The following is a 16,947-nucleotide window of genomic DNA, read 5'->3' as shown; positions in this document are numbered from 1 at the left end:
GGGGCCGCCAGCTTCGGCAGCGGCAGCTCGGCGAGCGCGGTGCCGGGCGCGGGCCGTGTCGTTGTGACGACCGGAGGCGCGCAGAGCGCTCCGGGAGCAGGGGCCGCAGCGTCCGCCGGCTTCAAGGCGGGCGACAAGGTCTCCCACGGCAAATGGGGTATAGGCACCGTTGTGGCCGTGAAGGGCAGCGGCAACGATACGGAGCTGCAGATTGCCTTCCCGGCGCCGGTGGGCGTGAAGCGGCTGCTGGCCGGCTTTGCACCGATCACCAAAGTTGAATAAAGCAAGCTGCGATTAACGATTGTGTTTTTGGATCACGCTAACCGTAGGAAACCTATTTGACGGAGGGATGTGCCGGATGGATATTATGTTCACGATGGAAGAGCTCGTAGCCGAGCTGAATCAATATAACTATCATTACTATACAATGGATGCGCCGCAGATCAGCGACAAGGAATATGATGTGCTCTACGACAAGCTGGTGGCGCTGGAAGCGGAGAGCGGAATTGTACTGCCGCATTCTCCAACCCAGCGGGTGGGCGGGGAACTGCTGAAGGGCTTCACGCCACACCGCCATCTGGCACCATTGTGGAGTCTCGACAAGGCGCAGAATATTGAACAGCTGCGCACCTGGAACGCCCGTGTGCTGAAGCTGGTGAATGACTACAATACCAAGAATCCGGAGAATCCTCTGCCTGACCCGTGTTATGCGGTGGAGCTGAAGTTTGACGGCTTAACGCTGAACCTGACCTACCGTGACGGCGTACTTATCCAGGCGGCAACACGGGGCAACGGCGTAACAGGCGAAGGTATTCTTGCTCAGGTGAAGACGATCAAATCCGTTCCTTTGAACATCCCGTTCAAGGAAGGCCTGATCGAAGTGCAGGGCGAGGGGATCATGAACCTGTCTGTACTGGCTGACTATAATACACGTGCGGCGGAGCCGCTGAAGAATGCACGCAACGGTGCAGCCGGCGCACTGCGCAACCTGAATCCTAAGATGACTGCAGACCGCAGACTGAATGCCTTCTTTTATAATGTGGGGTACTCGGAGGGCGTGCAGTTTGCCGATCACCAGGAAATGATGGATTTCCTGCGCAGCAACCGGTTCAAGGTCAACCCGTATCTCAATTACTTCAGTAATTTCGATGACGTTACCGAGCAGCTGGCTGAGATCGAAGAGAGCCGTTCCGGCCTGGATTATCTGATTGACGGGGCAGTCATCAAGGTGACAGATTTCCGGATTCGTGAAGCGCTGGGCTATACGGATAAGTTTCCCCGCTGGGCGGTTGCCTATAAATTCGAGGCGGAAGAAACCACAACGATTCTGGAATCGGTCAGCTGGAACGTAGGCCGTACCGGCAAAGTGACGCCGCTGGCACGGGTAGAGGCTGTGGAGCTGGCTGGCGTTACTGTGCAGAATTGCACACTTAACAATGTAGGCGACATTGAACGGAAGAATCTGAAGTTTGCGCTGGGCACACGGGTGTTCATCCGCCGCTCCAATGATGTGATCCCGGAGATTCTGGGCAAGGTGACGGAAGAGAGTGACGGCGGGGAGATTATTTTCCCTGAGAATTGTCCGGCCTGCGGCTTCCCGCTGGAGATGCGCGGTGCACATCTGTTCTGTAATAACAAGCTGGACTGCAAGCCGCAGATTGTCAGCCGGATTACGCATTTTGCGTCTAGAGATGCCATGGATATTGAGACATTCAGTGAGAAGACGGCTGCTCAGCTGCATGAAGAGCTTAGTGTACGTGAGCCGGCCGATCTATATGAATTGACCTTCGAGCAGCTGGTGAAGCTGGACCGTTTCGGGGAGAAGAAGGCGGATAATCTGCTCCAAGCATTGGAAGAGAGCAAAGGGCGGGATCTCGCCTCCTTCTTATATGCCCTCGGTATCCCAAACACCGGAAAAGCAACCACCAGAATGCTGGCTGACCACTACCGCAGTCTGGACGCTGTAATGTCCGCTACGGCGGAGGAGCTGGCCGGTCTGCCGGATATCGGCGGGATTGTGGCTGAGAGCATCGTGAATTATTTTGCCGACCCGTTTGTGGTGGTAAGCATTAACCGCATGCTGGCGCTGGGTGTAGAGGCTAAGGCGCCCGAAGCTCCGCGTGTAGTCAGTACCAACACCTACTTTAGCGGCAAAACAGTCGTCCTGACCGGTTCTCTGCAGAAAATGACCCGCGAGGAAGCGGCCGAGCGTCTGGAGGCTCTCGGGGCTAAGGTGTCCGGCAGTGTCTCCAAGAAAACTGATCTGGTCATTGCCGGCGAGAAGGCAGGCAGTAAGCTGGCCAAAGCACAGCAACTCGGCATTCAGGTCATTGAGGATGAAGATGAACTGATCCGGCTTTTGGAGATGTAGGTAAGTAGACATTCAAAAATAACCAGTTAAATCCATAGAGTCCTGTAATCATTCGCTTTGCAGCGAAGGTTGCAGGGCTTTTTTTTTCTGTGTGAAAGAATTCCGGATAAACGTTATAGCAATATATGAGTAACTGATAATTTAATATAATTCCGTAGTTATTTTGACAATTGGATAACCTTTCCAAGGTATGCTTGGGTAAGAATCACCATAATGAGGAAGGGGTATATGATGAAGAAGCTAATGAAGGGCATTGTCTTTGGAGGATTGGCTGCAGCAGTAGTTTCGGGGGCGACGCTCGCAGGAGCAGCGCAGAGTGCAACGGGTACAGCGGGAGCTGCAAAAGCCCAGTCCAAAAATCTTATCGTTCTGATTGGCGACGGCATGGGTCCGGCCCAAATTTCTGCGGCCAGATATTTTCAACAATACACTAAGAGCGTCAATCATCTGAACCTCGATCCTTACTACGTTGGACAAGCAACTACATATGCAGACCGCGGTGAGGACGGCGGGAAAATCGTGTCCGGGATCGTCACAGACTCGGCTTCAGCCGGTACTGCATTTGCTACAGGCCATAAAACTTACAATGCAGGCATCAGCGTCTCCAACGAGGACGTATCTAAACCGTTTGCTTCTATAATAGAAGCAGCTGAGAGCAGCGGCAAAGCCACCGGCCTTGTGACCACCGCACGGGTTACTCATGCTACACCAGCCGTTTACGCCTCCCATGTACGCAACCGCGATAATGAGTCAGCAATTGCTTCGCAGTATCTGGAGAGCGGTGTGGATGTTCTCATGGGTGGGGGCAAGCAGTTTTTTGTAACTAAGGATGAGAAGGGGAAGCGTACAGACAAGAACCTCCTGCCTGATTTCCAGGCGAAGGGATACACTGTGGTTGAGAATACTTCAGCCCTAAATGCGCTCACTTCCAAAAATACCAAGGTTCTGGGCCTGTTCGGCAGCTCGCATGTTGCCTATGTCCCGGACCGGACTGCGGAAATTCCGAGTCTGGCGGCGATGACCTCTAAAGCGCTGAATATTTTGTCTACGGATAAAGACGGATTTGTCATGATGATTGAAGGCGGGCGTATCGACCATGCCGGCCATGCCAACGACCTGCCGACGCTTGTTCAGGAAGCGCTCGACTTTGATGCTGCATTCAAGACAGCCATTGAGTTTGCGAAGAAAAACGGCAATACTTCCGTGGTAGTTACGGCAGACCATGAAACAGGCGGTTTATCCCTATCACGCGACAATATTTACGAAATCAACATTGATCTGTGGAATAAGCAGAAACATTCCTCCGAAAGCCTGGCAGCAGATCTTGAAGCAGCGCAGACACCCGAAGAGATCCGCAGTATTGTAACGGCGAATACATGGATTACCGATCTTTCCGAAGAGGAAGTTACCCAGATCATGAATGGCGACGGTTCCTCTTACAAACGTGAAGGTGCGTATAATGCGGTGATTTCCAAGCGTCTGCTGGTAGGCTGGTCTGGTCACGGACACTCGGCCGTGGATGTTGGGGTCTGGGCTTATGGTCCAATTGCGGACAAAGTGAAAGGTCAGGTAGACAACACGCAGATCGCAACAGCAGGAGCAGGTATACTGGGGCTTGATTTGAATAAGCGTTCAGCAGAACTGCAGTCCAAATATGTGTATCCGAAGTTTAAGATCAGCCGCGACAATGAGGTGCTCTACCCGGCAGAGGCTTTGGCCAAAGCACTTGGAGGAACTTATAAAGGGGATACAGCCGCTGCTAAGCTGACTTTTGCGAAGAATACGATTGATGTTAACCTGACGGATAAGACAGCCAAGCTGAACGGCAAGGCAGCATCGTACACAGTAGATATTGATAATGACGTATTGTACCTGCCGCTTAGTGCATTCAACCAGCTGAAGGGCACAACCTTAACTTGGGATGCTTTGTCTGAACGTATTATATTGAGATAGGAGTGGCCTTATTGCTCCAAATTCGGGATTTGAAAAAACAGTTCAAAGTGGACGGAAGATTTGTGCCGATTCTCGATATCCCCCAGTGGTATGTTGAAAAAGGAGAACACGTAGCCATTACCGGACCCAGCGGGTCCGGTAAAAGCACGTTCCTGCATTTAATCAGCGGAATTATGAGTGCGGACAGCGGCGGGATTGTTGTGGACGGCCAGCCGCTTCACAATATGACAGAGTCGAAGCGTGATGCTTTCCGTGCTTCTGCTATCGGCTATGTATTGCAGGACTTTCATCTGCTTCCTTCGCTGACAGCCAGGCAGAATGTTGAGATTGCTATGACCTCGCGGCTTCCGCATAAGGAGAGAAAGCAGATTGTTGACAGCTTGCTGGAACAGGTGGGCCTGGCGGACCGCAGCAAGCATCTTCCTTCCCAGCTGTCGCGCGGACAACAACAGCGGGTTGCGATTGTAAGGGCATTAGTGAACCAGCCGCCGCTGCTGTTGGCTGATGAGCCTACGGGCAGCTTGGATTGGGAGACTGCAGATGAGATTTCCTCGCTTTTGCTGGACCTTAGTATGACTCACGGCCATACTCTAATCGTTGTAACACATGATCTCAATATGGCGGACCGCTTCCCGCGCTGTCTGAACATTCAGGAGATTAATAAAGTGCACCGGGATGCACTGCCTAAGCAGCAGGGCCCTCTCGGTAAACGGGAAAAGGTGACGTTATGAGTCTGTTTAGACTGACCCTCCGCAACGTGCTGCACCGGCGGTTCCTGTCCTTGCTTACTGTATGTGCAGTGGCCATCACCGTTGGTTTTATCGTTCTGCTGATACTATCCCGCGAGAGCGTGGAGCAGGGGGCGAAGAAAGGCTATGGACCATTCGACCTTGTTATAGGAGCGGCAGGCAGCGGGACTCAGCTGGTGCTCAATACTTTTTATCATATTGGTGCGCCGACGGGGAACATTCCGCTTGCTGTTCTGGATCAAGCGAAGCAGGATCCGTCTGTCGATGTAGCCTTTGCGATGACAACGGGAGATAACTTTAAGGGTTACCCGATTGTCGGGCTGGATCCGGGTTACTTCTTTACCCGTTATGGAGACACCAGACTGGAGGAGGGTGCAATGTATGCCTATACCGGTGACACCATTGTAGGTTCTTATGTTGCCCGGTCTCTGGGACTAAAAGTGGGAGATACCTTTTCGGGTGCGCATGGACTTGTGCAGGACGAGAGTCACGCGGGGGCAGAAACGGAGCATGAGGAGGAACATGGGGCTGAGGAACCGGCCGGGCATTCGGCGGATGAAGAACACGCTCACGACAGCTTCCGCTATACCGTAGCAGGCATTCTCCCTGAACTCCACACCCCGGATGACCGTGCGGTGTTTACGACTGTTGACTACGCCTGGGCGGTGCATGAACTTGGGGCTGAAGACAGGGAGATTACTGCTGTGCTGGTCAAACCGTCCAGCTTGCTTGGAGCTCATGACCTGAAGCAGGCGCTTGACGGCAGTAATGGGGTTCAGGCGGTTTATACAAGCAAGACGGTCTCCGATGTGTTGAATGCGGTAGATCAGGGCTCCCGGCTGCTCGGTGTATTGACGGCTATTTGCGTGCTGCTTGCCGGCATTGCCATTTTATTATCCATGATTGCAGCTGCTTCAGAGCGGACCAAGGATGTGGGAATTTTACGACTTCTCGGAAAATCAAGGGTTTATGTATGGCTGACCTTAACAACTGAAGGCCTGCTCGTGACGGTAACCGGACTGATCACCGGTCTGTTGCTGGGTCATCTCGGTGCCTACCTGCTGAAGGATATGCTATTCTCGCAGGCAGGTATTCAAATAGAATCTTTCCATTGGACGCCGGAACATTGGTATATCGTCCTTGGCGCCATTGCCATTGGTCTGCTGTCCTCGCTGGGGCCGGCATTCCGGATGTACCGGATGCATCCGCTCGCTTTGTTCAAATCTTAGGAGGGATACACACTTGATACGAGTACAGGGAAGGCTGATTCTGATATTGACATCCGTCATAAGTCTGCTGCTGTTTCCGGCATGCGGACAGAACAACGCAGCGGAGGGCAGCGGACAATCCTTTGCTGCGGCAGTTGAGGCTTCAGACAGAACGGATGAGCCAGCAACGGAAGCACAAGCGGCGGCTGTCCCGCAACCAGCTTCTCAATTTCCCCGGGCCCCGGCCTCACCCTCCCCTGCCGTGAAGGATGCTCCGGTAGTGCAATCAACAAATGCAGACTCCGGATCTGAGGTAGCAGAGGCTCAAGCGGGTGTCACGTCCCAACCTTCATCTATGCCTTCTGCAACTTCGGCAATTGAATCTGCCGTGGCTCAGGAGTCTCCCAAGAAGACTGCAGGTGCTGTCACAAGTTCTGCATCTCCCTCTCCTGTGGAGAGCACAAAGCCGCAGCCGTCACCCGGGCAACCGGCAAAGGCAAAGGACGCGGGGAATCCTAGTGCTGAGCCAGCAGCCGCTAAAGCCGGCGCTGTCCCGGCGTCCAGCCCGGCACAGCCTGCCAATACGGTGAATACAGCGGCAGCAGCCCCTGCAGGGAAGACAGATATTGACTGGAGCGGTTTCTTTGACGGTGACGATCAGACCCGGCCCTCAGAGAAGTTCTGGGATCTAAGCGGCAGCCACGTAACGATCAAGGGCTTTATGGGCGAAGTCCTTTCTTTTGAAAAGAACTGGTTTCTCCTTATTCCAGAACCGGGTGCAGAGTGCCCGTTTGATAATGGTGATGAGACCTACTGGAACAAGATTATGATCGTCTTTGTTCCTGAAGGCAGCAAGCTCCGTCATACCTCCGGTCCGCTGGAAATATCGGGTCGTCTGGATGTAGGAATCAAGATTGATGAGTCAGGCTACAAAACCATGTTCCGTCTATATGATGCTTCTTTCAAAAGCTTATAGTACATGAAAACAAGCCTCCGTACCCTGATGGGAATGGAGGCTTGTTACTTGATGACCACAGCTGCGGTTCAAACCCGCATTATGTGGAGGCGCCAGCAGCAGTTATACCCGTTTGGCATTAGGCAGCCAGGCATCCATGTCATACCCGCGCTGTTCCCAATAGCCGACATGATCACCTGCGATCAATTCGATGCGGTTGAGCCATTTAACTGACTTGTAGGCGTACATCTGCGGAGTAACCAGGCGTACAGGCCCGCCGAGCTGATTAGGGATAGGTTTGCCGTCATGCATTACAGCCACCATGATATCCTCCATCCGCGCTTGAGCCAGCGTTAGTGAGTCCGTGTAGACACCGTCTCCCGAGTAGAGTTTGACCGTGACAGCTTCATCCTGCACACCGGCCATATCCAGCAGCTTATAGAGTGGAAGACCCTCCCATGTGTTTTTATAGACGGACCAGCCGGTTACACAGTGAAAATCACTGACCTGCACCTCGCGCTGCAGCTTGACGAATTCTTCCCAGTTCCAGGTGAACTTTTTGTCCACCAGACCATCGATAGTAAAAGACCAGTTGGAGTTATCGAAAGCGGGAATGTCAGTGACAGTGTATACACGAAAGCTGCCTTCGGCTCCCCCGCCGATGGGAGGGGCTGAATTCGCCAGCGGAACCGGATCGGGAATCAGGGCATTGGCATTAGAGGCCGCATAATCGGCTGTACCCGGAAGCTGCAGGGATTTGCCGATCCAGCGTACAAAGGTTGGGCCGAGCGTTACGGCGAGACCTGCTCCTACAGCCACTTTGATGAAACCTCGGCGTGTGTACATAGGCTGAGCTTCTGACGAAGCTGCGGGTCGTGGCCGTGCAGTAGGGTCAGCATTGCTCTCTACAGGTAACGTCTCCGCTACGATAGAGCGCTTCTTAGGCTCCTTCAGCCATTTAACCCGGGTAACGGAATGGTAGATGATCACCGGGAGTCCTACCCAAGTCAGCAGATCATGAATGAATAGCGCACTATTAGCCGCTCTGGGCCCGGCAAGTCTGAATTGCCACAGTACAACTCCGGAGACCAGCCAGCCGGTCAGAAGAGTGAGCACGAAGATGACATTAGCCTTTTGTCCCGTTTTGCCCTTCAATCGCTTCCAATGCTTCGCAGCCAGCAGCAAATAATAGACGACAGGGATCAGCAGCGCCAGTCCCAACACAATATGGCCCCATTTCAGCCACACTCTGCCTTCGCCCAGCATCTCCCTCCAGAAACCGCCCACCAGCATCAGGCCGCTGAGCGCCAGAAACAGGACCAGCCAAGCATTCCACATGTGAATAGATACAAGCTTTTTGCCGTAGCCTTTGCGGACTTTTGTAAGTATGTTCTTCATGTGCCTACCTCCTTAGGAGCCTTCAGCCTAACGATAATTAATTCAAGTTTAAACTAATTGTACCGCAAAAAAACGCTGCTGAATAATGTTTCCCCAGGCCAAGTTAGACAGAGTGGTTGCCCCCCCTGATCTTTTTCTTATAGACTAATGGAAAGAGCTCTGGAAAGGATCAAGTGCCCGTGAACCAAGAAACGATACTGCTGGTGGATGATGAAGTGGAGATTGTGGAGCTGCTGGATATCTATCTTAGTAATGAGGGATACCGGCTGCTTAAGGCTTTTGACGGAATGGAGGCGCTGGAATGCCTTGGTAAAGAGGAGGTGGATCTCATTATACTCGATGTGATGATGCCCCGCATGGACGGGATTGCCGCCTGCATGAAGATTCGTGAGGAACGGAACATGCCGATTATTATGCTCTCCGCCAAGAATGCCGATATGGACAAAATTCTTGGACTCAGCATCGGTGCCGACGATTATGTAGGTAAGCCGTTTAATCCGCTGGAGCTTGTGGCGCGGGTCAAATCGCAGCTGCGCCGTTATCATAAATTGAATCGGGACGCTCCTGCCAGAACGAATGAGCATGAACTGGTCTTTGAAGATTTGCTGATAGATACGCTTCGGCATGAGGTGAGCGTGGACAACTGCAAGGTAAAGCTGACGCCACGCGAGTTTTCTATCCTGGAACTGCTGGCGCGGCATCAGGGACAGGTGCTCAGTATGGAGCAGATTTACCTGAAGGTGTGGAATGAGCCTTTTCTGGATGGCGGCAACACCGTGATGGTGCATGTCCGCAATATCCGTGACAAAATCGAACTGGACGCTAAGCAGCCCCGTTATGTGCAGACCGTGTGGGGCATTGGCTACAAACTGGATCATCCGTCCTGAAAGCTGAGGTGAAACGTAGTGAATACCAAATATATCAGTACCATCCGCTGGAAGTTTATCTGGGCCTTTGTGCTGAGTATTATGTCGGGGGCATTGCTGCTTTTGGCTGGCTATCAGCTGGTCAATTCCATGATCTATCTGAATCCGGCGGAGCCCTCCGCACCGTACTCTCGTATTCTGAAATGGATTATCAACCATATCGGTTCGGCACCGCTGATGACTGCTGTCGGGATCGCCAGCTTCCTGATCTTCTTCTTCATCTACACGCGTAAAATCGTCTCCTACCTCGAAGAGATCACCAGAGGTATCCAGCAGATCACGAAACTCGATGAATCGCACCGGATCGAGGTTCGTACGGCGGACGAGCTGGGGGTGCTTGCGGAGAACATTAACATTATGTCTGAGCGGCTGCAGCGTTCGCTGCTGGAAGAACGCAAGGCCGTTGAGTCCAAAAATGAGCTGATTACCGGCGTATCGCATGATCTTCGCACCCCGCTGACATCAGTGCTTGGTTTTTTGGAGTATATTGAGCAGGACCGCTGCCGGGAAGAGACGGAGATACGCTACTACGTAGGGATTGCCTATCAGAAAACATTAGTGCTGCGCAAGCTGATTGACGACCTGTTTGAATACACGCGGGTTAACAGCAGCAGACTGCCGCTTGTGCTGGAACGGCTCGATCTCAAGGCCTTTATGCGCCAGCTTGCGGAAGAATCCGTTCCGGCTCTGGCCCGTGCAGGCATGACTTATGAATTGTACGATGATACCGAATCGCTGTGGATTGAAGCGGCTCCTTATGAACTGGTGCGCGCTTACGAGAATCTGATTGCCAATGCGATCCGGTACGGCAAGGACGGGAAACGGCTGGAGATTGGGCTGAGCCGTGAAGGAGACGATGCAGTCGTGCGGATCAGCAATTTCGGCGAGATGATCGCGGAAGGGGATCTCCCGCATATTTTTGAACGGTTCTACCGGGCGGAGCGATCCAGATCGCAGATCACCGGGGGATCGGGATTGGGACTGGCGATTGCCAAGGGGATTGTGGAACGGCATCATGGGGAGATCACGGCACGCAGCACCAGGTCCCGGACGGATTTTATTACACGGTTTCCGGTGTCTACTTAACAATCTTCAGCGTTTCTTAAGAAGTGGCAACGGTAATTCTTAAGATTTAGCCGATATCCTTGTGCTATGGGGATGAAACCCGGGAAGGCAGGAGGAATTGGCTGATGTCAAAAATACACACGATACGCTCACTTTATCTCTACATGTTCTGCGGTAGCGCCCTGCTTAGTGCAGGGCTGCTACTGGCTATGCGGGGGCTGTTTGCTATGCTCTACTCCCGGTATACGCCTGAATCGGCGGCGCTGTTTGTCCGTTTCACGCATTGGATAATGAATCATATCGGCGCAAGACCGGCGGCTGTCATGATGTTCACCGCTCTATGTGCAGGGCTGTTCCTGCTCCGTTCGCAAAAAGCAGCCAACGATACCACGGTGCTGCTGCGCGCCGCAGAACAGCTGGCGGCCCGCGGCTCCTGTGAGCTTGCGGACCTTGAGGTACAATCCGGCGGGGAATTCGGCCGGCTGGCCGCCAGTCTGCGCCGGATTCATCAGGCCGGGTTGCGGCCGGCGGCGGCCTCCGCAATACAAATGCCGGCGCCGGACCCACAGGAGTCCATGGCGCTTATTTTGCGGACACGGACGCTGATCCGCATGCTGGGACAGGCTGAAGCGGAGTCAGAGGAGGCGGGCTGCAGCATCCCTGGTGCGGTTCTGCAGCAGCTGGAGATTGCCAGGCTTGAGGCGCAAGGACTGGAGAAGACTCTGGAGAGATGGACACGGCAGGTATGAGAACAGGACGGAAACAACTGCTGCGTATTTGCTATGCCGGTTTTGATCTGGCGGTCATCCTAGTCATGCTGATGCTGGCAGGACTTATTTATATTATTCAGTATGGGGGGCTGATACTGGACCGTTATCCGGAGAAAATGATTTTACCGGAATCGAGCGTCATTATTGCCTCTGACGGAACTGTGTTGCGGAGAATACCGCTGCCTGAAACAGGCTATCGAACTAATGCCGGACTTGGAGAGATGCCGCAGCTGCTCATAGATACTTTTATTGCTGTCGAGGACCGCCGCTTTTACAGCCATGAGGGTCTGGACTACCAGGGAATAGCCCGCGCATTGGTGAACAATACGGTACGGATGGGGGTATCCGAAGGCGGAAGCAGCATCACCCAGCAGTTAGCACGGGGATTGTATCTGAACCGGGGGCAGAATCTGCTGCGCAAGCTGAATGAGGCCTCGATAGCGCTGGCGCTGGAGAGGCGGTTATCGAAGGATGAGATTCTGCAGCTGTATCTCAACCAAATTTATATGGGGCAAGGGCAATATGGGGTAAAGTCTGCAGCGGAGCGTTATTTTGGCATATCTGATCTGAAGCAACTGGAGATTGGGCAGATCGCGACTCTGGCAGCTATTCCTAAAGGCCCGTCCATTTACAATCCGGCAGACAACATTGAACGGTCAGCAAGCAGACGGAATCTTGTCCTGCGGATTATGCAGCAGCACAAGCTGATTACAAAGGATCAGATGACGGCGGCAATGAAGAGCACCTATCAGCCTCCAGTTAAGGCTAAGACTGAGATTGTCGGGGCGTCCTATATGGATGCGGCACTTCAGGAAGCGACGCGGCAGACAGGGTTATCCCAAAAGGCGCTGCGCACAGGCGGGTATACTCTCGTGACGGGAATGAATATCGGGGCGCAGCTGGCCATGGAACGCGCATTCTCTCAGGAGGATGTGTTCCCTCCCGATGGAAAAGACCAGAGAGCCGAAGCAGCAATGGTCATCATCGACCAGCGGACCGGTGAAGTGGCAGCGCTGTCGGGCGGGCGGAACCCTCGTACAGGTAGTTTGAACAGAGCTATAATCCCTTCCCGGCAGCCAGGCTCCGCACTCAAACCCATTATAGATTATGGGCCGGCGCTGGAGAGCGGCAAATATACGCCGGACAGTCTCCTGCCTGACGTCAAAACAGCCTATGGCAGCTACAGTCCCGCCAATCTGAACGGAGTATATCGTGGGCAGGTGAGCATGAGGGTAGCCCTACAGCAGTCCATTAATGCCCCTGCGGTATGGTTGCTGCAGCAGGTGGGGGTCAGCTATGCCCGCAGCTTTGCCGCCAGGCTGGGGGTGAAACTCGCGGCAGAGGACAATCATCTGGCTATTGCCCTTGGAGGTCTGCACAGCGGCGTCTCTCCGCTTACGATGGCCCAGGCTTACACCGTCTTTGCGAACGGAGGCATTCTTAACAAGGCATATCTGGTGCGCAGCATCAGGGATGCGCAGGACCGGGAGGTGTACGCGCATGTCTCTGCGCCGCAGCAGGTCATTTCGGCGCGCACCGCAGCGGATATGACCGGGATGCTCCGTCAGGCGGTGAGTGAAGGAACGGGCAGACGGGCGCGTATGAACGTTACAGTGGCCGGCAAGACAGGAACCACGCAGCTGGATCTGCCGGGAGTCCCCGGCAAGGCCAACCGGGATTTATGGTTCGTCGGTTATACCTCTAGATGGACAGCGGCGGTATGGATGGGCTTTGACCGCTCCGACCCTGACAACTATATGACTGCCGGAAGCGGGCTGGCGGCTGCTTTATTCTCCAGGGTTCTCTCAAAGCTTTGAATAGATTTGCTTACTCTGCCGCCCATTCCTCAAGCTTCCTGTCACCGGGCAGCAACAGCGCAAGCAGACCTAGCAGGGGGAGAAATCCGCATGCTACGAACACCGTCGCAATTCCGATCGTATCAATTAAATGTCCGATTACGACAGATCCTATACCGCCAAGACCGAAGGCAAGTCCGGTAATCAGACCTGAGACCGTACCGATATTGCCGGGATACAGCATCTGCGCGTAGATCACAGTTACGGAGAAACTGGATAATAGGATGAACCCGGAGATGATCAGCAGCACTGCCGCCCAGAACTGATTCACAAAAGGCAGAGCCAGCGCAAACGGCACCGTCCCGATCATCGAGACCAGGATGAGATTACGGCGGCCGAAACGGTCGGCGAGCGGACCCCCGAAGAACGTCCCGACTGCACCAGCCGCGAGGTACATGAAAATATAGATCTGAGCATCATCAAGTGTCATTCCGTATTTGTCCATTAAGTAGAAGGCATAATAGCCGCCGATGGAGGCGCCGTACCAGGATCGCACGAACACAATGAAGACCAGAATGACCGTTGTAATCAGAATACGTTTGCTGCGGGCGGGGTCAATGGAGCGGGACACTGATTTTTTGCGAAAAGTATACCCGGAATCAAGCATTTCCCGGTACCAGCGGGCCACATAAGTCTGGACGGCGATCCCGGCAGCGGCGATTACGGTGAACCCGAGAGCCCCCATCTGCCCGAAGGGGATGAATACCCATTTCATCAGAAGCGGACCCAAGGACTGACCGGCGTTGCCGCCCACCTGGAAAATAGACTGCGACAGCCCCTTCCGTTGACCGGCGGCCATATGGGCTACACGCATGCCTTCCGGATGAAAGGCGGCTGAACCAAAGCCTACGAGCATCACGGATACGATGACAAGTACGTAGTTCCCGGCAAAAGCGAGTAAGAAGACGCCGGCAAAAGTGCAGCACATCCCCAGAGGAAGCAGAATTGGGCGGGGTTTGCGGTCAGCGGCAAAGCCGATAATGGGCTGAATCACCGAGGAGGTGAGGTTAAGCGCGAACGCAATCCAGCCAATCTGGGCATAAGAGAGCAGCATGTTATCCTTCAGTACAGGAAACATCGCCGGAATAAGCGCCTGGATGGAATCATTGAACAGATGAACAAAACTGACTGCGAGTAAAATCCGGTAAATGGTTGCCTGCTGCAAATTGCGGGATTCCTCAATAGCGGTGGCAGGAGCAGCGGGTATAGACTTGTTGGACATTAGGACTCCTTTCAGAGACGGGAATTAGCAAGAGCATCTATAAGATGAAGATAAATCCTATTGTAGCCATAAGCGATGTATTATGGGAATCAATTTGTGCGGTATAGAGCGTATTTATGCGTTCCTGGTTTTATTTATAAAAAAGGCTTGCAAACATCTGGGCGGCATGATATATTATCTCTTGTGCTTATGAGACATCGACGCTGAAACAAGCGGCGGAGAAAAAATAAGTTGACAAGAAATATAGAAACATGATATGATCTAATTCCTGTGCAAGATACATAATGTTGAAATGCCGGGAGCAAGTTCTTTGAAAACTGAACAAATGGAACGCGTTAATTTTTACAAGATTCATTTAATGAATCGTCAGTTTCAAAATGAGCAATCGCTCTTTCTAAATACAATTTGGAGAGTTTGATCCTGGCTCAGGACGAACGCTGGCGGCATGCCTAATACATGCAAGTCGAGCGGAGTTATGAAGGAGCTTGCTCCGGAATAACTTAGCGGCGGACGGGTGAGTAACACGTAGGCAACCTGCCCTCAAGACTGGGATAACTACCGGAAACGGTAGCTAATACCGGATAATTTCTTTCCTCTCCTGAAGAGAGAATGAAAGGCGGAGCAATCTGCCACTTGGGGATGGGCCTGCCATGATATATTCTATTTCTGGCCGCGAAACATCAACGCCGAGCTCGAAAAGAAGTTGAAAAAAGAGCTTGCATTGATCGGCTGGATGTGATATATTATAAGAGTTGCTGGTGACGCGGTAAGCGGCGCTGACAACGAGCTTGATCTTTGAAAACTGAACAACGAGTGAGTGGGAAATCACGAAAGTGACTTCCAAAATAGAGAATGTAAATTCTCGTCAGATGTTTCAAAATGAGCAATCGCTCTTTCTAAATACAATTTGGAGAGTTTGATCCTGGCTCAGGACGAACGCTGGCGGCATGCCTAATACATGCAAGTCGAGCGGAGTTATGAAGGAGCTTGCTCTGGAATAACTTAGCGGCGGACGGGTGAGTAACACGTAGGCAACCTGCCCTCAAGACTGGGATAACTACCGGAAACGGTAGCTAATACCGGATAATTTCTTTCCTCTCCTGAAGAGAGAATGAAAGGCGGAGCAATCTGCCACTTGGGGATGGGCCTGCGGCGCATTAGCTAGTTGGTGGGGTAACGGCTCACCAAGGCGACGATGCGTAGCCGACCTGAGAGGGTGAACGGCCACACTGGGACTGAGACACGGCCCAGACTCCTACGGGAGGCAGCAGTAGGGAATCTTCCGCAATGGGCGAAAGCCTGACGGAGCAATGCCGCGTGAGTGATGAAGGTTTTCGGATCGTAAAGCTCTGTTGCCAGGGAAGAACGTCCGGTAGAGTAACTGCTACCGGAGTGACGGTACCTGAGAAGAAAGCCCCGGCTAACTACGTGCCAGCAGCCGCGGTAATACGTAGGGGGCAAGCGTTGTCCGGAATTATTGGGCGTAAAGCGCGCGCAGGCGGTCATTTAAGTCTGGTGTTTAAACCTTGGGCTCAACCTGGGGTCGCACTGGAAACTGGGTGACTTGAGTACAGAAGAGGAAAGTGGAATTCCACGTGTAGCGGTGAAATGCGTAGATATGTGGAGGAACACCAGTGGCGAAGGCGACTTTCTGGGCTGTAACTGACGCTGAGGCGCGAAAGCGTGGGGAGCAAACAGGATTAGATACCCTGGTAGTCCACGCCGTAAACGATGAGTGCTAGGTGTTAGGGGTTTCGATACCCTTGGTGCCGAAGTTAACACAGTAAGCACTCCGCCTGGGGAGTACGGTCGCAAGACTGAAACTCAAAGGAATTGACGGGGACCCGCACAAGCAGTGGAGTATGTGGTTTAATTCGAAGCAACGCGAAGAACCTTACCAGGTCTTGACATCCCGATGAAAGCATTAGAGATAGTGCCCCTCTTCGGAGCATCGGAGACAGGTGGTGCATGGTTGTCGTCAGCTCGTGTCGTGAGATGTTGGGTTAAGTCCCGCAACGAGCGCAACCCTTGACTTTAGTTGCCAGCAGGTAAGGCTGGGCACTCTAGAGTGACTGCCGGTGACAAACCGGAGGAAGGTGGGGATGACGTCAAATCATCATGCCCCTTATGACCTGGGCTACACACGTACTACAATGGCCGGTACAACGGGAAGCGAAACCGCGAGGTGGAGCCAATCCCAGCAAAGCCGGTCTCAGTTCGGATTGCAGGCTGCAACTCGCCTGCATGAAGTCGGAATTGCTAGTAATCGCGGATCAGCATGCCGCGGTGAATACGTTCCCGGGTCTTGTACACACCGCCCGTCACACCACGAGAGTTTACAACACCCGAAGTCGGTGGGGTAACCCGCAAGGGAGCCAGCCGCCGAAGGTGGGGTAGATGATTGGGGTGAAGTCGTAACAAGGTAGCCGTATCGGAAGGTGCGGCTGGATCACCTCCTTTCTATGGAGAATCGT

General features: G+C 53.1%; 11 protein-coding genes, 1 rRNA gene and 1 pseudogene. 11 read left to right on the top strand and 2 right to left on the bottom strand.

Annotated features, from left to right (window positions below; all coding sequences use genetic code 11):
- The 6 genes and pseudogenes from QW71_RS32795 to QW71_RS32770 form a co-directional block, all read left to right on the top strand.
- Positions 1-282, top strand: a pseudogene (locus tag QW71_RS32795) (ATP-dependent DNA helicase PcrA); the annotation flags it as partial.
- A 76-nt stretch (positions 283-358) separates the two neighbouring features.
- On the top strand, positions 359-2,371 hold the full coding sequence (ligA, locus tag QW71_RS32790; RefSeq protein ID WP_039309501.1) for an NAD-dependent DNA ligase LigA: 2,013 nt from the start codon (positions 359-361) through the stop codon (positions 2,369-2,371).
- A 231-nt stretch (positions 2,372-2,602) separates the two neighbouring features.
- Entirely contained in the window at positions 2,603-4,324 is a 1,722-nt protein-coding gene (locus QW71_RS32785) for an alkaline phosphatase (RefSeq protein WP_152679914.1), read from the top strand.
- A 2-nt stretch (positions 4,325-4,326) separates the two neighbouring features.
- Positions 4,327-5,055 carry an ABC transporter ATP-binding protein gene (locus tag QW71_RS32780; RefSeq protein ID WP_039309498.1) on the top strand — a complete coding sequence of 243 codons (729 nt, stop codon included), beginning with the start codon at positions 4,327-4,329 and terminating at the stop codon, positions 5,053-5,055.
- Positions 5,052-6,302: an ABC transporter permease gene (locus QW71_RS32775; RefSeq protein ID WP_039309497.1), complete on the top strand. Its 1,251-nt coding sequence runs from the start codon at positions 5,052-5,054 to the stop codon at positions 6,300-6,302. Before QW71_RS32780 ends, QW71_RS32775 begins: the two co-directional genes overlap by 4 nt.
- 13 nt (positions 6,303-6,315) lie before the next feature.
- A complete protein-coding gene (locus QW71_RS32770) occupies positions 6,316-7,257 on the top strand; it encodes a hypothetical protein (RefSeq protein WP_052770497.1) in 942 nt (313 codons plus the stop codon).
- Positions 7,258-7,359: 102 nt separating this feature from the next.
- Here QW71_RS32770 and QW71_RS32765 read toward each other — a convergent pair whose 3' ends face one another.
- Entirely contained in the window at positions 7,360-8,634 is a 1,275-nt protein-coding gene (locus QW71_RS32765) for a molybdopterin-dependent oxidoreductase (RefSeq protein WP_039309496.1), read from the bottom strand.
- A gap of 179 nt (positions 8,635-8,813) precedes the next feature.
- Here QW71_RS32765 and QW71_RS32760 point away from each other — a divergent pair, with 179 nt between their 5' ends.
- The 4 genes from QW71_RS32760 to QW71_RS32745 all read left to right on the top strand — a co-directional run bounded on the left by QW71_RS32760 (position 8,814) and on the right by QW71_RS32745 (position 13,212).
- A complete protein-coding gene (locus tag QW71_RS32760; protein ID WP_039309494.1) occupies positions 8,814-9,521 on the top strand; it encodes a response regulator transcription factor in 708 nt (235 codons plus the stop codon).
- Between the two features lie 18 nt (positions 9,522-9,539).
- A complete protein-coding gene (locus QW71_RS32755) occupies positions 9,540-10,646 on the top strand; it encodes a cell wall metabolism sensor histidine kinase WalK (protein ID WP_039309492.1) in 1,107 nt (368 codons plus the stop codon).
- A 104-nt stretch (positions 10,647-10,750) separates the two neighbouring features.
- A complete protein-coding gene (locus tag QW71_RS32750; protein WP_039309488.1) occupies positions 10,751-11,374 on the top strand; it encodes a hypothetical protein in 624 nt (207 codons plus the stop codon).
- Complete coding sequence (locus QW71_RS32745; protein WP_047014111.1) at positions 11,371-13,212, top strand: transglycosylase domain-containing protein; 1,842 nt, start codon at positions 11,371-11,373, stop codon at positions 13,210-13,212. The genes QW71_RS32750 and QW71_RS32745 overlap by 4 nt, the downstream gene beginning before the upstream one ends.
- Before the next feature lie 10 nt (positions 13,213-13,222).
- Here QW71_RS32745 and QW71_RS32740 read toward each other — a convergent pair whose 3' ends face one another.
- On the bottom strand, positions 13,223-14,473 hold the full coding sequence (locus tag QW71_RS32740) for an MFS transporter (protein ID WP_039309485.1): 1,251 nt from the start codon (positions 14,471-14,473) through the stop codon (positions 13,223-13,225).
- A gap of 904 nt (positions 14,474-15,377) precedes the next feature.
- Here QW71_RS32740 and QW71_RS32735 point away from each other — a divergent pair.
- Positions 15,378-16,933: ribosomal RNA gene (locus QW71_RS32735) — 16S ribosomal RNA — on the top strand.
- Positions 16,934-16,947: the final 14 nt, after the last annotated feature.

The sequence above is a fragment of the Paenibacillus sp. IHB B 3415 genome, from assembly GCF_000802655.2.
Lineage (GTDB): Bacteria > Bacillota > Bacilli > Paenibacillales > Paenibacillaceae > Paenibacillus_AQ > Paenibacillus_AQ phytohabitans.
This window is presented reverse-complemented; position numbering and strand designations above follow the sequence as displayed.